Here is a 22,385-nt window from a genome sequence, read left to right on the forward strand (position 1 = left end):
CGGAGCGTCGCGCGATCGCTGTCCACAACCGCGCTGATACTCTGCACGCATGATCCAGGGGGACCAGGGCTTCGGGCCCATCGAACGACGACGTCCATACGCACGACCGGGGGCAGATCGGTGACGCTCAACCTCTCGCCGGTCCTCATCGCGCTGATCGCGATGATCGCGATCCCGGCCGCCGTCAGCGCGCTCGTCCGCCGGAGCGATCGCAAGCGACCACCGTCCACCGTCGTGGGCGACGAGGCGTACGGCGTGCTCTTCACCGTCCGCGCACGCCGGTGGAACTACCTCTTGCTCCGGATCATCGGGATCGTGTTCATCGTCGTGGGAGGGTTCTTCTTCCTCGCCACGCTCACGCTGCTCGACGACCCTGACGCGATCGGGATGCTCATCACTGCTGTCGCCATGGTGCTGTTCGGGATCCTGTTCGTCTACCTCGGCGTCGGGCAGAAGCGCCGTCGCGTCGAGGCGTACGACTCCCAGCTGGTGGTCACCCCGATGTTCCGCGCAGCACGGACCATCGACCCGACGGCGATCAAGCACATCCGTCCCACCACCAACCGATTCGGCGGCCTGGACATCAAGGTGAACGGGCAGCGCGGCGTCATCAGCGTCATCTCCATCGATGCGGCCTACCCGGAACTGTGCGCATGGCTCGAGCAGCGTGCGCCGGCGCAGTGGAATGACTTCGTCCGGGTCTTCGGGCGCTGACGAGCGCCGCTTGTGGAATCGGAGACATGACGGCGCAGATTGGATCTGCTCACTATCGCGTGTTGTACACGCGGCGAGAGGGCTCGGTCACGCCAAGAACCATCGCCCCGCCCTCGCGCGCAAGAGCAGCACTACGCCATTCATCCGCCAACCGTCTAGATGCTATCCGGGCACCTCTGCGTAGCGGTAGATCGTCGGGACAACTTTCACAACCTTGAGCATTTTCCGTAGCTTGAACGAGCCAGCGCCAAGTTCGAAACGGTATTCTGCACCCGCATTCACTGCGGACGCTACATCGTTCATGTTCGAGCGATTCACACCAACCCAAAGCAGATTCCCACAGTCGGTGTGGAAGTTCACTTGGGGCTGCGAACCGCCCCTCGACGAATGAACTTCCGCAGCAACGGACCGGACGCGACAGACAACGTTCACGCGGTGCTCATCGTCATACTGCCCTAATACCCACGGGCCGACACCGAATGCAGAGACGGGGACCACCACGAGACCCACAAGAACGACGATCGCGCTCGCGCGGTCACGAAGAACACGACCACGGGTACTTCTTATGTGCCGCGCCGTCCGTCGCCCATACTCCCTGCTGCGTTCTACACGTCGACGGCGTCGCACGATCGCTCCTGGCTCGGCTCGGTCGAGCGCATGGTCGTCAATGGCAGATGCGAGGTCAAGCGGGTTCGAAGCTCTTCACGAAGACGGCTTGGCGGATTGCATTCAGGAATCCCCGCATGTTGTAGGACCCCTCTCCTACGTCGAATCTGTAACGCCCGCCCTCGACGACACCTCGGGCGATGTTGTCCTCGTTGTCGCGCGTGACACCCCACTGCAGCACGAGCGTTCCGCAGTCAGACGTCTCGAACACGACTTGAGATGTCGACGACCCAACGCCCTTCAACGAACGAGAGGAATCGATGCTGCTGTGCGCCGAGCTGACCGTGCAGATCGGCTCGACCCGATGTCCGGCGTCGTACGCCTTCAAAGTTATCGGTCCGACGAAGAAGCCGAGCAGCGGAACCAAGACAACGAACGCCAGGACGATGGAAGCAAGAATCCGCCTCCTGCGCACGAGCCTTCTCTGCGCTGTGCGTTCGAGCGCCGATCTCGTCAACTGCAACTCCGATGTTCGTTGTTCCGCATCAGCGGCTGTGGATACCAACCGTAGGCCCGCCGGCACCTGACACGGCGCCGTTGATGGCATCCTTCAAGTAGTCGCCCGGATCCTTCCCGGTGAGGACATCGTTCAAGACAGCGCCGCCCGCTCCGGCTGAGCGATCGATTGTCTCTGACGTGATCGTGTTCCACACCGCCGTCGATCCGCGAACCGCGTGCTCAGGAACGAAGACGTGTCGGCCGCTGGGCTCGGGGAGCATCACATGCCGACCGCCCGTCGGGCTGAAGGAGTCCGCCACCCATCCCCCGAGCCGAGACGAGCCAACACTGACTGCCGCGCCGGTAGCGAATCCCGTGGCTCCCGTCTGGATGAACCCGCCGACAGTACGATCCTTGCCGTTGAACGCGTAATCCGTCATGTTGGACGCAGAGCCCGCGGCCCCGGCCGAGAGCGCAGACCGGCCCGTTGAACTCAGCAAGGTTCCGGCCAGGCGCTCCGCTCCTGGCACGGCTACTCGCGCAACGTTGGGCGCAAGGCGACCGAGTCCCAGCGCCGCGCCGCCGCCAGCTGCCCCGCCCACCGCTCCCACCACCGCGTCGACGCCGGCTGCTCGCCAATCCACTTCACCCTTCGTGGCTTTCTGTGTCGCCACAGAGATACCACCGGACATCAGGGCACCGGAAGCCGCCAAGAGTGCGACACCCGCCGGTCCACCCACTCCGGTGCACATGAGCGCGATGCCGCCAGCGATCGCAACCCCCGCGACCACGTACTCCCAGTTGTCGTCCCACCAGCTCCCGACAGCAGCGATCGCACCCTGGTTCGCATCCCGGTACGCCTGCAGGTCCTTGTCCGTCGCCGGCCGCAACCCGAGCGGGTCGACCGCGTGCAACGGGTCGTTGCCCGCGTACGAGTACGGGTTCCCCGACCACGCCGCCCCCAGGATCGGCGCGAGCGGATCGACCGACAGGAAGCCTCGCGCCGCAGGGTCGTACACACGTGCCCCGAGCCACTCCAACCCGGCGACGGACACCCCGCCCGAGCCGGTCAGTGCCACCCCCGCGGGCAGCCCGACGTCGGTGACGGCAGCGAGCGCCGCCCAAGGGTCCGCAGCGTCGGTGGCGCGCGCGCTGCGCCACGCGGGCTGCGTGACGACATCGCCGATCGCGGTGACACCCCCCGGCAGGTCGAGCAACGACGTGTCGGCAATGCTGATGAGCGACGGAACGACCGCGGCGGAGTCCCACCACGCCGCGACCCCGGCCACCTCGGCGAGTTCACCCAGGGCATCGACCCAGACGTCGAGCCGACCGGTCTCGGCGTACGAGGCGTCGCGGTCGACGACGGCAGCGAGGTACCCCAGGTCGGACCACGCGTACTCGGTGGTGGATCCGTCAGCGGCGGTCCGTCGGATGCGTCGACCGAGACCGTCGTGGACGTACTCGATCCGGCCGGCTTCGGTGATCGTCGCGACCAGCTGACCGGCTGCGTCGTACTCGTGGCGCGTCTCGACACCGCCGACGGTCTCGGCGACGAGTCGCCCACGGTCGTCGTAGGTCCACGTCGAGTCCCCGGCACGGACGAGCTGGCCGGCAGAGTCGTACTCGTACGACACCACTCCGGACGGTCCGTCGACCGCGGTGATCCGCGCGTCGCCATCGCGCTCGATCCGCGTGCTGGTGGCACCGTCGAGCGTGGTCGAAGTGTGTGCGACGAGGGCGCCACCCTCGTACGACCACGACTGCACCAGTTCGCCGGTGGCCGCCTGGACGATCCGACCCGAGGCGTCGTAGGAGAACGTCCCGGCAGAAGCGCCGTCACGGTCCACCCCGACGACGCGGCCGACGGCGTCGCGACGGTAGGTCGTTCGGGTCCCGTGCGGATCGACGCGAGCGATGCGGTTGCCGTCGGCGTCGTACTCCCACGCGACGGACTGGTCGCCCCGGGCTCGGCGGACGAGCAGGCCACGGCGGTCGTGCTGGAGCTCGTGCTCGATCGTCCGGCCTGCCCCACGGGTGTGGTCCGACACGACGACCGTTCGGTGGACGGCATCGCGGGTGATCTCCGACTGCACGGCACCGTCAACGAGCACGGCCCGCTGGCGGCCGGCTGCGTCGTACGTCCACTCGGTGGTGCGGCCGTCGGGATCCGTCTGGCGGATCTGGCGCCCGGCCGGGTCGTAGGCCGCCGTGGTCGTCCGGCCGAGCGGGTCGGTGACCGCGACCACACGGTCGGCGGCGTCGTACTCGCGTCGAGTGGTCCCGCCGGCAGGGTCGGTGATCGTCACCAGGCGCCCGCGCTCGTCGTACTCGAACGAGGTGACCCCGTCGAGACCGTTGACGACCTGGATCAGCTGCCCGGCCGCGTCGTAGCGGAACCGACGACGGCCGAAGCGTGCGTCGTGGCTGGAGACGAGCCTCCCGGCCTGGTCGTAGCGGAACCGCGCGGTGCCGGAACCCGGAGTCGTCTGCGTGACCACGCGCCCGACGGCGTCGTACGTGATCTCCTCGACCTCGCCGGTGGGCAGGGTCCGGGCCACGACACGGGAGTCCGCGTCGTAGGTGAGCGTCGTCCGCGCCCCCGCGGCGTCGGTGGCTGCGGCGGGACGCCCGCAGGCGTCGTACTCGTACGTGGAGCGCGCGCCCGAGGGAGCGACCAACGCCACGACACGGCCGGCGAGGTCGCGCTCGAGTCGGGTCAGGCCGCCTTCGCCGTCGACGAGTTCGACGGGTCGGCCGGCAGCGTCGTAGGTGACGAGTTCGGAACCGGTCTCGTCGGAGCTCGACTCGACGGGTCGGCCGTACTCGTCGAACCGGACGGTCGCCGAGTCGAAGGCGTCACGCAGGGTCGCGACGCCGGTCGCGACGTCGTCCGAGAACTCCTGGCGGACGCCCGTCGGGTCGATGGTCGCCGTCAGCTCGCCGACGACGTCGTACTCACGACGCCAGGTCGCGCCGGCGGGGTCGGTGACGGCCTGGAGGCGCGACAACGCGTCGTGCGCGAACGTCCAGACCGCGCCGCCCGGCAATGCGAGCTCCGCCAGGTTCCCCTGGTCGTCGAACGTCCGCGAGACACGCCGACCCAGCGGGTCGGTGGTCGTCGCGAGTTCACCGTTCGGGGCGTAGTCGAACGTGGTGCGTGCTCCGAGTGGGTCCACGACCGCTGCGATGCGTGAGCCGGCGCCGTACTCGAAGCGCCAGACGGCTCCGTCGGCGTCACGCCGTTCGACGAGGAGCCCTGCTGCGTCGTAGCGGTACTCGCTCCGGGTGCCGGACGGGCTGACGGCGGCGACCGGGCGACCGGCGGCGTCGCGCTCGATCCGAGCGGTGGCGCCGACGGCGTTCGTGGTCGCGACGAGCTCGCCAAACGCGTCGTGGTCGAAGGTCAGGACCACGCCGGTCGGGTCGACGACGTGGGTGAGCGCGCCGTCTCGCCAGGTCAGCTCCGTCCGGCCGCCGACCGGGTCGGTGATCACCGACGGGTCGCGGTCGTCGCCCACGTACTCGTAGGTGACGACGGCGCCGGCCTCGGTGACGACGGTCGTGACGCGGTCCTGCTCGTCGTACCCGTAGGTCAGGTCACCGCCGGACGGCGTGACGGTGCGGGTCTTCCGGCCGCGGTCGTCGTACGCGTGCACGGTGACGGACCCGTCGCGCTCGGTCGCCGACACGAGGTTGCCGTGCCGGTCGTAGCTCATCGACTGGCGGCGGTCGTCGGAGTCGATGACCCCGACGAGACGTCCCTTGGCGTCGGCGATGTAGGAGTTCGACCTGGATCCGTCGTGGTCGGACACCACCGTGACACGACCGGGCAGGTAGGCGAAGCGCACGGTGCGGCCGTGCGGGCTGACCTGCTCGACGACGCGGCGCTGGTCGTCGTAGGTGTTGTCGACCTCGACGACACCGGCCGCGCTGGTGACCGTCATGATCAGGTCGTCGTCGTTCCAGCCGTAGGTCCGGGTGCCGACGGCATCGGTCGCCGTGACGAGGCGGCCCCGGTCGTCGTACCCGTACTCGACCCGGCGGCCGTCGGACGCGCGGAGCACCGCGACCCGGCCGTCGACGTGGTCGACGTCGATCGAGCGGCCTCGCTCGTGCACCAGGCGGACGACGACGTCGTCGCTGTTCCGTTCGATGCGGACCGCTGTGCCGGCTCCGCCGCGCTGTCCGAGCCACTGCCCCGACGGCGAGAAGTCGATGCGCTCGCCCTGGTTGTCGCGGACGACGAGCCGGTCGCCCTCCACGGAGAGCCAGCGGTTCTCGCCGACGCCGCGCGCCCAGCCCTCGCCGTCGCGCGGGAACCGGACCTGGCGGCCGTCGGCACCGACGAAGGATGCGCCCTCGTCGTCGATGAGCAACCGGGTCTCGAGGATCGACGCCCACCCCGGACCGAAGAGCCCGACGTGCTGGTCGAGCGAGTTGTACATGCGGGTGACCTGCAGCGCTGCAGATGCACCGGTGAACCCGAGGTCGAGCTCCGGTTCGAGGAAGTTGCCCGTCGTGGTGTTGACCGGGTCCATCGAGTAGCCGGTCGTCGGCTGGGCCCCGTAGGCGGACGGCGGATCGAACTGCAGGTCCGTGCGGGACTGCGAGACCCCGGCTGCAGCCAGAGCTGCGGCGAGCGCGGCGTCCGAGACGGTGGAGACGGAACCTTCACCGCCGGCGGCCGCGAATGCATCGGCGATGGTGTTCGCCCAGGTGACGTCCTGGCCGTTGGCGGTGATCCACTGCTCGAAGGCGTTCACCAGGCTCGTCGCGTCGATGTGCCCCCAGGAGCACTTCGACGCGAAGTCGGTGAGCTTGCCGCGCAAACCGGCCGGCTTGCCGTCGAGGGACTGGTTCAGCGTCGACGACCCGGTGGCGAACGAGCGGAGGTCGGCGTGCTTCGCGGACGACGTCCCGCCCCCACCCCCGCCACCGGAGCCGGGGTTCGGCGTCTGGCGCGGAGTGCTCGGTCCGGTCGCCTGGTCGAAGGTCGGTGCGTCCTCGTGGTGGACGGTGGGCGGCACGGGCGCCCCGGCGACCTTGTCGTGCACCCACTCGAAGAAGTTCCGGTCGCCGTACTCCGCTTCCCAGTCGCGGGCTTCCTTGCGACGAGCGTTCTCCCGCTCGGCAGCGGCCTTCATCTTGTCGACCCACCCTGCGACGGTGCGGAGGTTCGCGGCGATCGTCGAACCGTCGGACGCTGCCGTCGACGCGTTCTGCGCGAAGAGCTCGGAGAAGTGCCCGCGGAACTCTTGCGACGCGGTCGTGACGTAGGACTGCCGTGAGCCGGCCTGTCCCTCGATCGACTCGGCCGCGCCGTTCAGTGCCGTGCTGAGTGCGTCGGCCGTGGCGTTGTCGAACTCGACCGGATCGTTGCCGTGCAGGTCAGCCATGGTTCATCCCCCGAAGTCGTACTGGTCGTGCTGGTCACGCGGCCCCACCGACCGCGAACGCCCGGACCGCCGCGAGCGCGACGGTCCGGGCGGAACGAGTGGCTGCTTACGCGCCGCCACCGGCGGTGAAGATGTCCTGCGAGATCTTGTCGAGCTGCGTGCGGAGCTGCTCGAGCTCGGTCTTCGCCTTGTCGAGGGCGGCCTTGGTCTCCGGCCAGGTCGACCCACGGAACGTCGCCGCGAGCGGGCCGTCCCAGACGTTCGAGTCGGACAGGATCCGGCCCTGGGCGTCGAGCTGCGAGATCTGGTCGGTGAACCCACCGTTGATGATCGACTGGACCTGACGGATGGCGGTCTTGGCCTGCTCGGTCGAAAGGACACGCGACATGATGAACCTCTTTCATTCGTAGCTGCACCCCCGCGCAGTGGAATCCCCCCGGAGGCTCTGACGGGACCCACCATACCCACAAACCGGCGCAGATGTCACCGTTCGTATATCGTGACCGTTCCTTCACAAACGGTCCGTTCACCGCGGGTTTCCACAGCGTCCACCGGAGCCCCTCCGGCCGTGGTGCCCTGGTGGCAGGATGTGGACATGGACACCGAACCGCAGCTCGACGGCGAATCCGTCGCACCCGACCTCGACGACTTCGACGAGGTCGTCGAGATCGAGCACGAGTCGCTGCCGTCGGACCGCTACTTCGACCGTGAGCTCAGCTGGTTGCGCTTCAACCAGCGGGTGCTCGAACTGGGCGAGGACCGCACGCAGCCCCTGCTCGAGCGTGCGAACTTCCTGGCGATCTTCGCGTCCAACCTCGACGAGTTCTTCATGGTCCGGGTCGCCGGCCTGAAGCGCCGCATCGACACCGGCATCGCCGTCCCGACCAACGTCGGCCGTGCACCGAGCGACGTCCTGCGCGACATCGCGAAGAAGGCCCACGAGCTGCAGGACCGCCACGCCCAGGCGTTCATCGGCTCGCTCAAGCCCGACCTCGACGCCGCCGGCATCCACATCGAGCACTGGTCCGACCTGGACGAGGCCGACCGGCTTCGGATGCGCGAGTACTTCAACGAGCAGATCTTCCCGGTCCTCATGCCCCTGGCGGTCGACCCGGCGCACCCGTTCCCCTACATCTCCGGGCTCTCGCTCAACCTGGCGGTCCGGGTCCGCAACCCGAAGTCGCAGCGGCAGGAGTTCGCGCGCCTGAAGGTGCCGCAGAACTTCTCCCGCTTCATCAAGCTGCCGGACGACAACTCCGGGCGGATGCGGTTCATCCCCCTCGAAGACCTCATCGCGAACCACCTCGACGACCTGTTCCCGGGGATGGAGGTGCTCGAGCACCACGTGTTCCGGGTCACCCGCAACGAGGACGTCGAGATCGAGGAGGACGAGGCCGAGAACCTCATCCAGGCCCTCGAGCGCGAACTGCTGCGTCGCCGGTTCGGTCCGCCCATCCGCCTCGAGATCACCGAGGACATGGACCCGGTGACCCTCGACCTGCTCGTGCGCGAGCTCGACATCACCGAGCAGGAGGTCTTCCGGCTGCCGTCGCCGCTCGACCTCGGCGGCCTGTTCGAGATCTCGAAGATCAACCGGCCTGACCTGCACTACCCGAAGCACGTGCCGACGACCCCGGTGCAGTTCCAGCCGGGCGAACCGAACACGAAGCCCGACCTGTTCCGCGCCATCAAGGCGAACGACGTCCTCGTGCACCACCCGTACGAGTCCTTCGCGACGAGCGTGCAGGCGTTCCTCGAGCAGGCCGCGGCCGACCCGCACGTGCTCGCCATCAAGCAGACGCTGTACCGCACCTCTGGTGACAGCCCCATCGTCGAGGCCCTGATCGACGCCGCCGCCGCGGGCAAGCAGGTCCTGGCGCTCGTCGAGATCAAGGCGCGCTTCGACGAGCAGAACAACATCACGTGGGCCCGCAAGCTCGAGAAGGCCGGCGTGCACGTCGTCTACGGCCTGGTCGGGCTGAAGACGCACTCGAAGCTCGTGCTCGTCATCCGGCAGGAGGGCGGCACGCTCAAGCACTACAGCCACATCGGCACGGGCAACTACAACCCGAAGACCTCGCGCATCTACGAGGACATGGGCCTGTTCACCGCGGACGACACCGTGGGCAAGGACCTGACGCGCCTGTTCAACGAGCTGTCCGGCTACGCGATCGAGAAGAAGTTCAAGCGGCTGCTCGTCGCACCGCTGCACCTGCGCAAGGGGCTGCTCAAGCGCATCCAGATCGAGGCGGAGAACGCGCGCGCCGGCAAGCCGTCCGGCATCCGGATCAAGGTCAACTCGATGGTCGACGAGCAGATCATCGACGCCCTCTACCTGGCCAGCCAGGCCGGTGTGCCGGTCGACATCTGGGTGCGCGGCATCTGCTCGCTCAAGCCGGGGATGGAAGGGGTGAGCGACACCATCCGGGTGCGGAGCATCGTCGGCCGGTACCTCGAGCACTCCCGCGCGTTCGCGTTCCACAACGAGGGCGACCCGGCCGTGTTCATCGGCAGCGCCGACATGATGCACCGCAACCTCGACCGCCGGGTCGAGGCCCTCGTGCGGTTGACGGCGCCGGACCACATCAACGAGGTGCTCGAGATGTTCGACCTGGCGATGGCCGACACCGCGAGCTCGTGGCACCTCGAGTCCGACGGCGAGTGGACGCGGCACTCGACCGACGATGACGGTCGTCCGCTCGAAGACGTGCAGAATGTGACCATGCGGAAGATCTCGGCTCGGAAGCGCTCCACTCGGTGAGCGGCGGTCCCTCGGGCCCCGTCCTCGCCGCCGGCGCAGTCGTCTGGCGAGAACAGGACGGCACGCCCCTCGTGCTGCTCATCCACCGCGACCACCACAAGGACGTCTCCCTGCCCAAGGGCAAGGTCGACCCGGGTGAGGCCGTCCCGACGACCGCCGTGCGCGAGATCGACGAGGAGACGGGCTACCGCGTGCACCTCGGCGCCCCGCTCGGCACCGCCGAGTACGTGCTGCCGAACGGCCGCGACAAGGTCGTGCACTACTGGGCCGCGCGCGTCTCGGCGAAGGAGTACGCCCGTGCCGGCGACTTCACCCCGAACCACGAGGTCGCCGCACTCGAGTGGGTGACGATCGACGACGCCCGCAACCGCCTGACGTACGAGCGCGACGTGGCGATCCTCGACCGGTTCGCCGAGCGCGCCGCCGCGGGCCACCACCGCACGTTCGCCCTGATCGCGCTGCGGCACGCGAAGACCGTGCCCGGCTCCGACTGGAACGGCCCGGACGCCACCCGTCCGCTCCTGCCCGTCGGCCGCTCGCAGGCCAAGGCCGCGGCGTCGCCGGTCGCCGCGTTCGGTCCGAAGAAGATCGTGAGCAGCACGGCAGCACGGTGCCTCGCCACCGTCGAACCGCTGTCGGCCACCACGAAGCTCGGCGTCTCGAGCAGCTCCGACATCAGCCAGGACGCCCACGACCGCGGCGCCGCCGACGTCAAGGGCGTCGTCCGCCGACGACTCGACAAGGGCAAGACCGCGGTGCTGTGCTCGCACGGGCCGGTGCTGCCGGACATCATCGCGCGGATCGCCACCGCGACCGCCGACGACTCCGGCCGGTTCGACCTGCGCCGTGCCGCGATGCTGTCGGTCGGCGACTTCTCGGTGATGCACATCGCCGGCGAGACCCTCGTCGCCGTCGAGACCCACCGCAACACGATCCCGGCGTAGCGACCACACGCACTGCACCCGGCCGCGCGCCGGGCGTGCGCCGTGCCCGACAACGCGATCCGGGCCTCCCGTCCAGCGCCCTGCAGAACATGCGTCTGCATCTTCCGCGCACACGCACGACGTCCCGATCCTGCTCCCGGCACGGCGGCGCCGCACGCCGCCCCGACCGGGACAACCCCTCGTTCACCTTCCGTTCACCAACGCGCGTGATCCCCGTCACCTCGCGTCCCTACAGTCGCTCCCGGGTCGGCACCGGCCCAGGGACCGCAGTGGTCCCACTGCACCCCATCCCCGAAGGGACCCCTGTGAACATCAAGCGAATCGGTTCGATCGCAGCAATCGCGATCGCCGGCGCAGTCGTGCTCTCCTCGTGCGCGGCGAACGAGGACGCGGGCAGCACCGAGTCCTCCTCCAGCAACAGCGACTACTCGAGCCTCTCCGGCACCCTGACCGGCTCCGGCTCGTCCGCCCAGCAGACCGCGCAGGCCACCTGGGCCGCCGGTTTCCAGGACCAGGCCTCGGGCGTGACGGTCAACTACTCGCCCGACGGTTCGGGCGCCGGTCGCAAGAACTTCATCGCGGGGGCCGCGGACTTCGCCGGCTCCGACGCAGCACTGAACGACGAGGAGCTCTCGGGCTCCTTCGACCTGTGCAAGGCCGACACCAAGGCCATCGACATCCCGGTCTACATCTCCCCGATCGCGATCGCCTACAAGGTCGACGGCGTCAGCGACCTGACCCTCGACGCCAAGACCATCGCGGGCATCTTCTCGGGCAAGATCACCAAGTGGAACGACTCGCAGATCGCCGACCTGAACGACGGCGTCGACCTGCCGGACGCGAACATCACGGTCGTCCACCGCTCCGACGACTCGGGCACCACGCAGAACTTCTCGGAGTACGTCTCCGCGAACGCCGGCGACGTCTGGACCGAAGAGCCGAGCCAGACCTTCCCGTACTCGGTCGGTGACAGCGCGAAGGGCACCTCCGGTGTCGCCTCCGCGATGGGCAGCGCCACCAACGCGATCACCTACATCGACGACTCCGGCGCGGGCGACCTCGACAAGGCGAAGCTGATGGTCGGCGACAAGGCCACCGAGATCTCGGCCGACGGCGCCGCGCAGGTCGTCGCCGACTCGAAGGTCGCCACCGGCCGCGAGGACAACGACCTCGCGATCGACATCGACCGCAAGGACACCGCTGACGGTGCCTGGCCGCTCGTCCTCGTCTCCTACGCCATCGCGTGCCAGGAGTACAAGGACTCCGACAAGGCCGACCTGGTCAAGGGCTTCCTGAGCTACGTCGTCACCGGCGACGCGCAGGACGCCGCGGCGAAGGAGGCCAAGTCGGCCGCCCTGTCGTCCGACCTGGCCGAGAAGGCCGCTGCCGCGGTCGACTCCATCAAGTAACACCCCCAAGCGCCCGGACGCCGGTCCCACCCACCTGACCGGCGTCCGGGCCCTTGCCCGTCGCGACGCGAGCAGCCCGGCCCGACAGCCAGCGCCCGTCCGACCGGCACCTCCGCACCACGTACGTCCCCCCGAACCCGTCGCCTCCCCCGGCGTACCTCCGACAGGAGCCCCATGACGACCGCACCGGCCCAGCCAGGGGCCACCGTCACCCCCGAGAAGCCGAAGGCCGTCGTGCGCGTCGGTGACCGGGTGTTCTCCGCCGCCTCGGTCATCGCCGGCGGCCTCATCCTGTTCGTGCTCGTGCTCGTCGCCGCGTTCCTCGTCTGGCAGAGCATCCCGGCGTTCTCCGCCAAGGTCGGCGAACTGCCGAACAACGCCACGAACTTCTGGGACTACGTCGGCCCCCTGGTGTTCGGCACCGTCTGGTCCGCGCTCATCGCGCTCGTGATCTCGGTCCCGCTCGCCCTCGGGATCGCACTGTTCATCTCGCACTACGCACCGCGGCGGCTCGCCCCGGTGCTCGGCTACGTCATCGACCTGCTCGCCGCGGTGCCGTCGGTCGTCTACGGCCTCTGGGGCATCGTCGTGCTGGCGCCGTTCGTGAAGCCGTTCTACGCCTTCCTGAACGAGTACCTCGGGTGGTTCCCGCTCTTCTCCGGTCAGGTGTCCGGCACCGGCCGCACCATCCTGACCGCGTCGATCGTCCTCGCCGTGATGGCGATCCCGATCATGACGGCCGTCATGCGCGAGATCTTCCTGCAGGCCCCCACGCTCAACGAGGAAGCCGCCCTGGCCCTCGGTGCGACGCGCTGGGAGATGATCCGCCTGTCCGTGCTGCCGTTCGCCAAGTCCGGCATCGTGTCCGCGATCATGCTCGGGCTCGGTCGGGCCCTGGGCGAGACGATGGCGATCGCCCTGGTGCTGTCGGTCTCGACGAACGTCACCTTCCAGATGCTGACCTCGCAGAACCCCTCGACGATCGCCGCGAACATCGCGCTGCAGTTCGCCGAGGCATCGGGGACCGCCCTGAACGCCCTGATCGCGTCGGGTCTGATCCTGTTCGTCATCACCCTGGTCATCAACATGCTCGCGCGGTACATCGTCCGCACGCGGGTCAGCTGAGAGGTCGCACCCGATGTCCCTCGCTCTCCGTCAGACCGGCACCGCCGGCAACGTCTACGCCAACGGCAAGCTGCACCGCTCGGTGCCGTGGCTGCTGCTGGTCGGCAGCTGGGTCGCCCTGGTGGCCGTGTTCGCCCTGCTCAACGCCGGCGGTGCGGTCAAGGACTTCAACGTCGTCGCCGCGCTGTTCCTCGGCACCGTCCTGTTCGACGTCCTCATCGTGGTCGTCTCGCGCATCGTCGAGGGCGGCCGTCAAGCCGTCAACCGGCTGATCACCTCGCTCGTCATCACGGCCTTCGTCATCGCGGTCCTGCCGCTGGTGTCCCTGCTCTGGACCGTCGTCGCCGACGGCCTGGCCCGCTTCGACGCGAACTTCTTCTCGTACTCGATGCGCGGCGTGATCTCCGAGGGCGGCGGCGCGATCCACGCACTGATCGGCACGCTCGAGATCACCCTGTTCGCGGCGCTCATCTCGGTGCCGATCGGTCTGCTCACCTCGATCTACCTGGTCGAGTACGGCCGCGGCGCGCTGGCGAAGGGCATCACGTTCTTCGTCGACGTCATGACGGGCATCCCGTCGATCGTCGCCGGTCTGTTCGCCTACTCGCTGTTCGCGCTGTTCCTCGGCCCGGGCGCCCGCTTCGGTTTGGTCGGCTCCGTCGCCCTGTCGGTGCTGATGATCCCGATCGTCGTGCGTTCCACCGAGGAGGTGCTGAAGATCGTGCCGATGGAGCTCCGCGAAGCGTCCTACGCCCTCGGCGTCCCGAAGTACCTCACGATCCTCAAGGTCGTCCTGCCGACGTCGCTCGCCGGCATCACCACCGGCGTCATGCTCTCGATCGCCCGCGTCATCGGCGAGACGGCCCCGCTGCTCGTCACCGCCGGCTTCACCGCGAGCATGAACTACGACCTGTTCAAGGACCCGATGATGACCCTGCCGGTGTACGCGTACACGCAGTACTCGCAGCAGGGCGCCAACCCGCAGCCGTTCGTCGACCGTGCCTGGACCGCCGCGCTGGTGCTCATCCTCATCGTGATGGCGCTCAACCTGCTCGCCCGGTTCGTCACCCGACTCTTCGCCCCCAAGCTCTCGCGCTAGCGAACCCACTTCCCCACCCACCAGAAGGATCAACGTGTCCAAGCGCATCGAGGTCGACGGCCTCAACGTCTACTACTCGAAGTTCAAGGCGGTCGAGGGTGTCGACATCACCATCGAGCCCCGCACCGTCACCGCCTTCATCGGCCCGTCCGGCTGTGGCAAGTCCACCTTCCTCCGTACCCTGAACCGCATGCACGAGGTCATCCCCGGCGCTTGGGTCGAGGGCTCGGTCAAGATCGACGGCGACGACCTGTACGGCCCCGGGGTCGACCCGGTGCTCGTCCGTCGCCAGGTCGGCATGGTCTTCCAGCGTCCGAACCCGTTCCCCACGATGTCCATCAAGGACAACGTGCTGGCCGGCGTGAAGCTCAACAACAAGCGCGTCTCGAAGTCCGAGGCCGACGACATCGTCGAGCGCTCGCTGCAGGGCGCGAACCTGTGGAACGAGGTCAAGGACCGCCTCGACAAGCCCGGCATGGGCCTGTCCGGCGGTCAGCAGCAGCGTCTCTGCATCGCCCGCGCCATCGCCGTGCAGCCCGATGTGCTGCTGATGGACGAGCCCTGCTCGGCGCTCGACCCGATCTCCACCCTGGCCATCGAGGACCTGATCGAGGAGCTCAAGAAGGAGTTCACGATCGTCATCGTGACCCACAACATGCAGCAGGCGTCGCGCGTCAGCGACAAGACCGCGTTCTTCAACATCGCGGGCACCGGTGCGCCGGGCAAGCTCATCGAGTTCGACGACACCGCGACGATGTTCTCGAACCCGTCCGTGCAGGCCACCGAGGACTACGTCTCGGGTCGTTTCGGTTGATCGGCATCCGTCCGTCGTGCTGACGGACGACCGGGAGGCCCGGTGCACGTCCGCCACGGACGCGTACCGGGCCTTCGTGGTTGCGCTGGGTGCGGGGGTCGAGCGCCGGGTACCGACGCAGAACGACACCCTCGATGTCGTGCGACGTCGAGGGTGTCGTTCGGGGTCGATCTTCCGGGAGGGTCAGGCCGAGGTGGTCGGGACCGCCATGATCGGCGTCGTGGTCGGCTGCTCGGAACCACCGGCCGGCTCGACCGTCATGCCGATCGTCGCACCGTCGGACATCGAGCCCTTGAGCACGGCCGAGTGCACGCCGTCGGCGACACCGTCGACCAGGCCAGCAGACTTGATCGTGCCGCCCTGTTCCTCGGAGCCGATGTACCAGAGCTCGTACGTCTTGCCCTTGGGTGCCTGCTCGACACCGTCGAGGATCACCGCGGACTTGCCGAGGTCGTTCGACCACACGACCGTGGCCGTGCCGCCGCCCTCGACCTTGGTGGTGCTGCGCTGGAAGTCCGAGGCGGCGTAGATGCGGTCGAGTCCGCTGGACGCCTGCGTGGTGCCCGTCCCCGGCCCGTCGGACGGACCGTTCGCGACACCGACACCCAGGCCGACACCGAGGAACACCACGGCGACCGCAGCAGCACTGGTGAGCATGGCTGCCGGACGCTGGAACCAGCGGCGGCGAGCCTCGGAGGACGCCCGGCCACCGGTGGTGGAGCCGTCGGCGATCGAGGCGACGTGCCTGGCGGGCTCGGGACGGGCCTCCTGGACGGAGGTGGTGTCGGCGACCGGGGTCTGGTCGACCGCCGTGTCGGCCAGTGGTGCGGCCTGCGGGGTCGTCGCGATCTGTGCCAGCAGCGACGCCTTCAGCGACGTCGGCGGCTCGATCGGCGCAGCGGCGAAGGCGAGCTGCAGCGCGGTCTCGCGCAGCGAGTCGGCTTCGGCCTGGAGTTCGGGCGACGTCGTGAGGACGTCCTCCAGGAGCATGCGCTCATCGTCGGACAGCGCGTCGAGTGCGTAGGAACCCGTCAGCAGGGCGGGGTCGTCGTGTCGTTCGGTCATGAGGTCACCCCCATCTCGTCTCGGAGTCGGATCATCCCGTCACGGAGACGGGTCTTGACGGTGCCGATGGGGACACCGAGGTGTTCGGCCATCTCGCTGTGCGAGAAGCCTCCGTAGTACGCGAGCTGCACGGCCTGCCGCTGGAACTCGGTCAGCTTGGCCAGCGCCCGACCCACACGTTCGTGTTCGATGCGGATCTCGACCGACTCGGAGACCTGGTCGAAACCGGCCTCGAGGTCGCGGATGCCGATCTTCGTGTCCCGGTCGTGCGACGCCTGCGAGGCACGGACCCGGTCCACCGCTCGGCGGTGCGCCATGGTCAGGACCCAGCTGGAGGCGGTTCCGCGCTTCCGGTCGAACCGGGTGGCCTGCTGCCAGACTTCGAGGAAGACCTCTTGGGTGACCTCTTCGGACTGGGCGCGGTCCCGGAGGAGGCGCGTCACGAGCCCGAGGACCCGGCCGGAGAGGACGTCGTAGAGGTCCGCGAAGGCGGCTTGATCACCGGAGGCAACCCGAGCCAGGAGGTCGTCCGGCGATGCCTGGGCCGGCTCTGACGAGCTCCAGCGTTCGGTGTCGCTATCCACGAGGGCAAGCATTGCAGGTTTCCCTCCTCTCGGGTGCGTCGGCGGCCGGTTGTGGCCGTTCTGTCAGGGGGTGCTGCGTGTGCCGTGGTGCTGGTGGTGCTGTGCTGCGGTCCACCCGGGTAGGGCGAAGCCGCCGCGTCGTGCGGTCGAGACGAGAGGCCAGCGTGACCCACAGGGAATTGACCGGCGGATACCGGTCCGGGTCACGCCGGGCCTCTCGCGTTCGTGACGGTCATCAAGTCCGTCACGCTGATGATTCGGCGCGGTGCCCGTGGTGGATTGGATCGGTTGCCGAGAAGTTGTGGGGAGGCCGCGTCCGGGCCGTCTGCCGGGCACGCCCGGGTCCGGATCTGTCCACCGAGAGTGAACAGGGCAGCGGACACAGCCCACGCGTCGTAGAGTTGGTGTCGCCGGGCCGCAGCAAGCCCCGGGCTCCAAAATTCGCCGCTTCGAGCGGCCTCGCGCCGAGAGGCGCTTCTGCGGCCCGGTTTTTCTCTGCCCGGTTCGTCTCTGCCTCGTTGCGGCTGTCGCCGTCCGACTGGGAGGCCCGGTGCCGGTCCGGCGGGTCTGCTCGCTAGTCCAGGCTGTCGCGACGCCAGAGCGCCGCCGCCTCGGTCAGGTCGGCCGCCAGCTCCGTCAGACGCAGCGCGCGCGTCGTCAACTCGCTCGCGCGGGCCTCGGCCGTCAGGTCGGAGTCGTCCGCCACCGCCGTCGCACCCGCCGCCGTCAGCCGGCAGAACGCCGCACCCCGGTCCAGCGCCACCGCGAAGTCGCCCGTGTACAGGCCGTGCAGGATGCGGTCCGCCAAGGTGAGGATCTCGGCAGGACCCGTCGGCTGCTCAGCACCCGCGACGGCCTGGTCGATCGTGCCGATGCGCTCCGTACCGCGCGCGAACAGGAAGGCGATCTCCTCCGGGTTCTGCCGGATCACGGTGCGGACGAGGTACACCCGCCAGAGGGCCCCCGGCAGCGTGTGGGCGCCGACACGTGCCCAGAGTTCGGCGATCGCGTCGATGCCGTGCACGTCCGTGTAGGTCACGAGCCGCTCGACCACCGCGGGGTCCGGGTCCTGCCGCACCCGGTGCAGCAGCGCGTTCGCGGTCTCGTGCGCGACACGGTTCACGACGGCCGGGTCCTCGCCGCCCTGGATCGCAGCGAACTCGGCATCGGTGAAGTGGACAGGACGGTGGTGATCGCGAGGCACCGCGTCAGTGTAGGCACGGCCAGTGACACGCCCGCCCTCCGTTCGCCCAGAACGCAACGGCAGCGCCGCGGGTACGGTGTCTCGTCGGGAGGCGCTCCTCCCGTACGTGAAGGAGAGGACTCCCCCATGAACCCCCTGCTCATCATCCTGGCCGTCATCGCGGTCATCCTGCTGTTCGTCGGTGGCTTCACCGCGAGCCTCAAGTTCCTGCTGTGGGTCGGCATCGTGCTGCTCATCGTGGCCGTCGTCCTGTGGCTGCTGCGCACGCTCACCGGGCGTCGCGGCTGACCCTCGACACCAGGTTCTTCCCAGAGGCCCTCACCCGCTAGCCTTGCGGGTGAGGGCCTCTAGCTCAGTTGGTAGAGCACCGGACTTTTAATCCGAGGGTCGTGGGTTCGAGCCCCACGGGGCCCACGAAGAAGACCCCCGGTCAGGTCCTGTCAAGACCTACCGGGGGTTCTGTGTATAAGTCGGCTCGGGCGGGCAAGCGGGGGGGGGAGCAGCCGCCGTCACGCACCAGCGAGCTAGAAGCACCCCTCCGGGTCGTCGATCGTCGCGTCCTCGTGCGCCGACCACTCGAAGTCGCCGTTCGTGGGGTCGTGCTCGTTCGCAAACTCCTCGGCGGCCTGCAGCCCCGACTCGACGTACTTAGCCCACAACCGGCACGTCTCCGTCGCGGACGCCCGGAGGTCAGTGAGGACGACCGACCGGGCGTCCCCGGCGGACGAGATCGCCCACATCTGCAAATTAAACGTGCCGTTGAGCGTCTTCGAGAACGCCGCCCAGCCATCCCAGGTCTTCTGCTCGCGGAGCTCGTCGATGATCGCCCGCGCCGTCGAGTCGCCGCGGGCGCCTCCGGACGCGAGAGCCGCGATCTCGTATCGGGCACCGTTCGCGAGGCGGATCGCCTCGGACCCGTTTGTCGTCGACGGCGTCAGCGACTGCTTCGCGAGCACCGAGACCAGCACCGCGCGCTCGGCAGGCGTGAACCGGTCCGGCCACCGCAGCACCTTCGGGTTCGACCGCTCGAGGACGCGGCACCACGTTTTTCGCGGTGTCGCGGTCCTGCGTCGTCCCGAGGACGAGGTAGTCGTGCACCGCGATGCGATTCGGGAATGACTCCGAGTCTACGAACAGCCACTACGCGGCGAGCACCTCGATCAGCTTCGTCTTGCCGTTCTAGCGGCCGACGATGATGATCACCTTGCCGAACCGGTACGTGCCGTCCTCGAGCAGCTCGAGCGCGTCGATCAGCAGCCAGCACTGCTATGGCCGGAGCGTCACCCCGAGGTAGACCCAGGCGAACTCGATGACGTAGAACCCGTGCGACGTCTCCGGCGTCAGCGGCCGAAGCGGACGAGTCCAGACGCGCGGCTCCTAACGCCCCCTGCCGCCGCGGAGGGCGACCCTTAGCTGCTACGAACCTGCAAAGTCCAGCACCTCCTGATCCGCCGACGGCTTCTCCTTCGAGGAGGACTTGTCCGAGTCGACCGGACTCGACGTCGGGGTGCTCACCAGCGCCGCCGACCCCGGAGCACGATCCAGCACCCGCCGGACGTCCTTCAGGGCCGACTGGTACGCCGAGTACGTCCCTAACCCCGCACCCTCGTCCATCTCCTTCGCCAGCGATTTCACCAGTGCGACGAGTGGGGCCTCCTCAGTGATGCGCAGCAGCCCAGTGGCCCTGAGCGTGCGCGTCACCGCGGTCCTGTGCTCCCGACTGAAGGCCTTTCGTGCCTCAGGCATAGTCGGATGCCTCCCTGGTGGCAAAACGCGTCAGAAGCGCGGGCGAGAGGACGTCTCATGGCGGGGCGGTGCTCCGCGGGTCATGAGTCTTACGATGCGGCGGCCCCTTCCCCTCGCGCAGCGCGACGGGCGAGAATCTCATCGGCTATGGCAGTGGCTTGGTAGACCTCTTCAAGGATCATGTCCATCAGGTGGAGCGCGTCCGCCGCGTCCTCCGCGGTCGGTAGCTCTTCAACGTCCCCATGGGCCATGTCGTTGCCGAGCACCCGTATAGCGTGCGCGAGTGTCAGCGTTGCAGGGCGGATCACGTTCTGCGCGCTCATCGCTTCAATCTTGTTGAAGAGAGAACCGTCCTCGATGCCCTTGCTCTTGGCCGTCGCTTCGATGGTGGTGCGGGTCATGAGGATGCTGGCTGCCTCTGCTCCGATGCCGTGGCTCATGTGAGCCTCGGATGCGCACCGAGCCACATGCACGGGTACGTGGGGGTATTCCGGCGCCGATGCGCTGTTCGGCGCCCATTCGCAGGTGCCAAGTGCAGTCAGCTTTCGCATCGCGTCGATGTCAGTGCCCGGGTTGCTTCTCGTCCGCGCAACCTTTGCTGTAGTGAGGTTTCTACAGTTGGCACAGATGCAGGCCATGCGGACCGTGTAGAGGCCGTAGCCCTGAGCATCCTGGCCCAGTGACGTGGCTATGGCCCACCTCGGCATCGCATCGGAGTTCGACTTGCAGTAGGGGCAGAAGCGCGTCGTCATGCTGAGATATTGCCAGCTTTGAGTGAGCGGCCATGTCAGAGCCACGATCGCGGGAGCATGCCGAGGCCGGCGCAGGGTGCGCCGTTGCCGCGGTCCCTGTTGCAGCCACTACGACGACCCGCCTGTTGGCGGGTCGTCGTAGTGCTCCGGGTGCGTGCTGGTTGAGAAGTAGTGGTCGTACTCGAACGAGTCGTCCGTGCTGCCGTCATCAGCGGGTCCAGTCGATCGGCTGACCGCACATTCAGCACGGCGCATCCTCGGCCGCCCATGTCGCACGGCGCTGCTCACGGACGGCGCGCATCCGCCGCGTTGACGGGTGATGCTTGCTCACTGCGCTGCCGGCAAGTAGGTGACCGTGTCATCGGTGAACATCACGTCGGCGCCGATAATCGTGCCGCGGTCGCGCTTTACGTCCACACGGTTGATCGCCTTCGTTCTCTTGTACCCGCGCTGTTTGAGAAGACCGCGGATTTCGCTGAGCGTCACCAGTTCCTCCTTATCGATGGCGATCGGAACGAAGCAAAGGCCTGTTCCTCTCGGGCCTCTTGAAGCTGAGGGTGAGTACCGTTCGCGATAAGATTCGCCCATGAACCCCGCACGCCGGCTGCTCAACACCCTGATGGACTGGCGGAGCCAGCACACGCTCGGTTCCCAGTCGGTGGGGAACACCCGCTACCTCGGCGATGACGAAGGCATGCAGCGTCAGCTCGACGCGCTCGACGATCTCCGTCAGATCGAGGCAAAGCTCGATGTCCTCGATGCGGGCGGCGTGCGGATTGCCGTGTCGCGCCGGTACGTGCCCACCTGGCGGAGGATGGCCCTCGGCTACCCGCAAGGATGGTCGACGCAAGCGGATCCGGGTGCGATTTATATCGAGGCTGCGATGGACCAGCTCGAAACGCTCGCCGACCGTATGGACGAGCGGCTGCCTGACCTCGACTCAGAGGAGAAGAAGAAGCTCGAGGACATCGTCGCCGAAGCGTTCGAACTGCTCCACGAAGACGAGACGCTGTCGCAGCCGTTGAAGCTCTACCTCGGGCGGATCATCGGCGAGATTCAGAACGCGATGCTGGACGAAAAGTACGCGGAGCGCTTCGACTACGCGGAAGCAGCTCGACGGCTGTGGGTGACGCTGGTAGCCGCTGCAGAAGACTCGAGCGACGAGCAGCAGAAGGCACGCTGGCGAGACGTCCTGAAGCGGTTCGCTTGGGACTCTGGGGTGGCGATTGTGGGCGGCGCGCCCGGTCTGGCGCTGGCGCTCACCAGCCTGAGCTGAGGGGCCGGGCGTTCCTAGTTATGCCCGGCCCGGATCCGTTCGCCCCCGACGGCCGGGCGGATCACCCGTGACCCGGGGCAACGTCGCCTCACCGGGGTACGACGAAGGCCCCCGACAGCTGTCGAGAGCCTTCAGTTGCTCTGAACCGGTGACCCGGCGTGGAGGTTCGCTAGCGTCAGTGCACACACTCGGACCGCGGTTCAGGTCAAGGCGCGTCGCGGGCGCGTCCTCTCCGTCGTCCGTGGGTGGCGGCGTACTGCACGAGGACGCTGAGCAGGACATACCTGCGGCCCTCATGGAGGATCGTGTCCATCCCGCGGGCGACCCACTGCTCAATGCTGCGGCGGATCCGTCGCGCTGCAGCGTCGAGGGTCAGGATCTCGGTCATA

Annotated in this window: 20 protein-coding genes and 1 tRNA gene; 10 read left to right on the top strand and 11 right to left on the bottom strand. The window is 68.2% G+C overall.

Annotation, left to right across the window (positions count from 1 at the left end; translation table 11 throughout):
- The first annotated feature begins 120 nt into the window (after positions 1-120).
- Positions 121-714 carry a hypothetical protein gene (locus tag ACGH48_RS16720; protein ID WP_123311960.1) on the top strand — a complete coding sequence of 198 codons (594 nt, stop codon included), beginning with the start codon at positions 121-123 and terminating at the stop codon, positions 712-714.
- Between the two features lie 682 nt (positions 715-1,396).
- On the opposite strand, the gene ACGH48_RS16725 is transcribed toward ACGH48_RS16720, so the two are convergent.
- From ACGH48_RS16725 to ACGH48_RS16735, 3 genes are all read right to left on the bottom strand, one after another.
- Positions 1,397-1,843, bottom strand: a complete 447-nt coding sequence (locus tag ACGH48_RS16725) for a hypothetical protein (RefSeq protein WP_396289405.1) — start codon at positions 1,841-1,843, stop codon at positions 1,397-1,399.
- A 22-nt stretch (positions 1,844-1,865) separates the two neighbouring features.
- The gene (locus ACGH48_RS16730; RefSeq protein ID WP_396289406.1) at positions 1,866-7,217 is read right to left on the bottom strand and encodes a DUF6531 domain-containing protein; all 5,352 of its coding nucleotides are present in this window, start codon (positions 7,215-7,217) and stop codon (positions 1,866-1,868) included.
- 106 nt (positions 7,218-7,323) lie between these two features.
- Positions 7,324-7,605, bottom strand: coding sequence for a hypothetical protein (locus ACGH48_RS16735; RefSeq protein ID WP_027466625.1), 282 nt, complete (start codon positions 7,603-7,605; stop codon positions 7,324-7,326).
- A 207-nt stretch (positions 7,606-7,812) separates the two neighbouring features.
- Here ACGH48_RS16735 and ACGH48_RS16740 point away from each other — a divergent pair, with 207 nt between their 5' ends.
- From ACGH48_RS16740 to pstB, 6 genes are all read left to right on the top strand, one after another.
- Positions 7,813-9,978 (top strand): RNA degradosome polyphosphate kinase, encoded by a 2,166-nt coding sequence (locus ACGH48_RS16740; protein WP_396289407.1) that lies wholly within the window; start codon positions 7,813-7,815, stop codon positions 9,976-9,978.
- Entirely contained in the window at positions 9,975-10,922 is a 948-nt protein-coding gene (locus ACGH48_RS16745; protein WP_123311949.1) for an NUDIX domain-containing protein, read from the top strand. Before ACGH48_RS16740 ends, ACGH48_RS16745 begins: the two co-directional genes overlap by 4 nt.
- 305 nt (positions 10,923-11,227) lie before the next feature.
- Positions 11,228-12,331 carry a phosphate ABC transporter substrate-binding protein PstS gene (pstS, locus tag ACGH48_RS16750; protein ID WP_123311947.1) on the top strand — a complete coding sequence of 368 codons (1,104 nt, stop codon included), beginning with the start codon at positions 11,228-11,230 and terminating at the stop codon, positions 12,329-12,331.
- Between the two features lie 174 nt (positions 12,332-12,505).
- Positions 12,506-13,456, top strand: coding sequence for a phosphate ABC transporter permease subunit PstC (gene pstC / locus ACGH48_RS16755; protein WP_222658693.1), 951 nt, complete (start codon positions 12,506-12,508; stop codon positions 13,454-13,456).
- Between the two features lie 13 nt (positions 13,457-13,469).
- Positions 13,470-14,555 carry a phosphate ABC transporter permease PstA gene (gene pstA, locus ACGH48_RS16760; protein ID WP_123311943.1) on the top strand — a complete coding sequence of 362 codons (1,086 nt, stop codon included), beginning with the start codon at positions 13,470-13,472 and terminating at the stop codon, positions 14,553-14,555.
- 34 nt (positions 14,556-14,589) lie between these two features.
- Entirely contained in the window at positions 14,590-15,369 is a 780-nt protein-coding gene (gene pstB, locus ACGH48_RS16765; RefSeq protein WP_111085283.1) for a phosphate ABC transporter ATP-binding protein PstB, read from the top strand.
- 183 nt (positions 15,370-15,552) lie between these two features.
- Here pstB and ACGH48_RS16770 read toward each other — a convergent pair whose 3' ends face one another.
- The 3 genes from ACGH48_RS16770 to ACGH48_RS16780 form a co-directional block, all read right to left on the bottom strand.
- Positions 15,553-16,434 (bottom strand): anti-sigma factor domain-containing protein, encoded by an 882-nt coding sequence (locus ACGH48_RS16770; protein ID WP_396289410.1) that lies wholly within the window; start codon positions 16,432-16,434, stop codon positions 15,553-15,555.
- A complete protein-coding gene (sigK, locus tag ACGH48_RS16775; protein ID WP_123311939.1) occupies positions 16,431-17,030 on the bottom strand; it encodes an ECF RNA polymerase sigma factor SigK in 600 nt (199 codons plus the stop codon). Before sigK ends, ACGH48_RS16770 begins: the two co-directional genes overlap by 4 nt.
- A gap of 562 nt (positions 17,031-17,592) precedes the next feature.
- Positions 17,593-18,222, bottom strand: a complete 630-nt coding sequence (locus ACGH48_RS16780) for a DNA-directed RNA polymerase subunit beta (protein ID WP_123311937.1) — start codon at positions 18,220-18,222, stop codon at positions 17,593-17,595.
- 126 nt (positions 18,223-18,348) lie between these two features.
- Between ACGH48_RS16780 and ACGH48_RS16785 the strand changes: the two genes are divergently transcribed.
- Together ACGH48_RS16785 and ACGH48_RS16790 are read left to right on the top strand one after the other, a co-directional pair.
- A complete protein-coding gene (locus ACGH48_RS16785) occupies positions 18,349-18,510 on the top strand; it encodes a DUF2207 domain-containing protein (protein WP_146249745.1) in 162 nt (53 codons plus the stop codon).
- 53 nt (positions 18,511-18,563) lie between these two features.
- A tRNA-Lys gene (locus tag ACGH48_RS16790) sits at positions 18,564-18,636 on the top strand.
- Positions 18,637-18,746: 110 nt separating this feature from the next.
- On the opposite strand, the gene ACGH48_RS16795 is transcribed toward ACGH48_RS16790, so the two are convergent.
- From ACGH48_RS16795 to ACGH48_RS16810, 4 genes are all read right to left on the bottom strand, one after another.
- Entirely contained in the window at positions 18,747-19,232 is a 486-nt protein-coding gene (locus ACGH48_RS16795; protein WP_396289412.1) for a hypothetical protein, read from the bottom strand.
- Positions 19,233-19,638: 406 nt separating this feature from the next.
- The gene (locus ACGH48_RS16800; protein WP_396289413.1) at positions 19,639-19,923 is read right to left on the bottom strand and encodes a hypothetical protein; all 285 of its coding nucleotides are present in this window, start codon (positions 19,921-19,923) and stop codon (positions 19,639-19,641) included.
- A 134-nt stretch (positions 19,924-20,057) separates the two neighbouring features.
- Positions 20,058-20,720 (bottom strand): DUF4145 domain-containing protein, encoded by a 663-nt coding sequence (locus ACGH48_RS16805; protein ID WP_396289414.1) that lies wholly within the window; start codon positions 20,718-20,720, stop codon positions 20,058-20,060.
- Positions 20,721-21,047: 327 nt separating this feature from the next.
- Positions 21,048-21,206 (bottom strand): hypothetical protein, encoded by a 159-nt coding sequence (locus tag ACGH48_RS16810; RefSeq protein ID WP_396289416.1) that lies wholly within the window; start codon positions 21,204-21,206, stop codon positions 21,048-21,050.
- A gap of 100 nt (positions 21,207-21,306) precedes the next feature.
- Between ACGH48_RS16810 and ACGH48_RS16815 the strand changes: the two genes are divergently transcribed.
- Positions 21,307-21,996: a hypothetical protein gene (locus ACGH48_RS16815; protein WP_396289417.1), complete on the top strand. Its 690-nt coding sequence runs from the start codon at positions 21,307-21,309 to the stop codon at positions 21,994-21,996.
- Between the two features lie 205 nt (positions 21,997-22,201).
- Here the strand turns inward: ACGH48_RS16815 and ACGH48_RS16820 are convergent, their stop codons facing one another.
- The gene (locus tag ACGH48_RS16820; RefSeq protein ID WP_396289418.1) at positions 22,202-22,384 is read right to left on the bottom strand and encodes a hypothetical protein; all 183 of its coding nucleotides are present in this window, start codon (positions 22,382-22,384) and stop codon (positions 22,202-22,204) included.
- Between the last annotated feature and the right edge of the window lies 1 nt (position 22,385).

Source organism: Curtobacterium pomorum, from assembly GCF_044497295.1.
Lineage (GTDB): Bacteria > Actinomycetota > Actinomycetes > Actinomycetales > Microbacteriaceae > Curtobacterium.

Coding starts and splice junctions, on each gene's coding strand:
- pstC (WP_222658693.1), top strand. CDS start 12,506: ATGACGACCGCACCGGCCCAGCCAGGGGCCACCGTCACCCCCGAGAAG.
- sigK (WP_123311939.1), bottom strand. CDS start 17,030: ATGCTTGCCCTCGTGGATAGCGACACCGAACGCTGGAGCTCGTCAGAG.
- ACGH48_RS16740 (WP_396289407.1), top strand. CDS start 7,813: ATGGACACCGAACCGCAGCTCGACGGCGAATCCGTCGCACCCGACCTC.
- pstA (WP_123311943.1), top strand. CDS start 13,470: ATGTCCCTCGCTCTCCGTCAGACCGGCACCGCCGGCAACGTCTACGCC.
- ACGH48_RS16815 (WP_396289417.1), top strand. CDS start 21,307: ATGAACCCCGCACGCCGGCTGCTCAACACCCTGATGGACTGGCGGAGC.
- ACGH48_RS16735 (WP_027466625.1), bottom strand. CDS start 7,605: ATGTCGCGTGTCCTTTCGACCGAGCAGGCCAAGACCGCCATCCGTCAG.
- ACGH48_RS16820 (WP_396289418.1), bottom strand. CDS start 22,384: ATGACCGAGATCCTGACCCTCGACGCTGCAGCGCGACGGATCCGCCGC.
- ACGH48_RS16785 (WP_146249745.1), top strand. CDS start 18,349: ATGAACCCCCTGCTCATCATCCTGGCCGTCATCGCGGTCATCCTGCTG.
- ACGH48_RS16770 (WP_396289410.1), bottom strand. CDS start 16,434: ATGACCGAACGACACGACGACCCCGCCCTGCTGACGGGTTCCTACGCA.
- ACGH48_RS16805 (WP_396289414.1), bottom strand. CDS start 20,720: ATGACGACGCGCTTCTGCCCCTACTGCAAGTCGAACTCCGATGCGATG.
- ACGH48_RS16730 (WP_396289406.1), bottom strand. CDS start 7,217: ATGGCTGACCTGCACGGCAACGATCCGGTCGAGTTCGACAACGCCACG.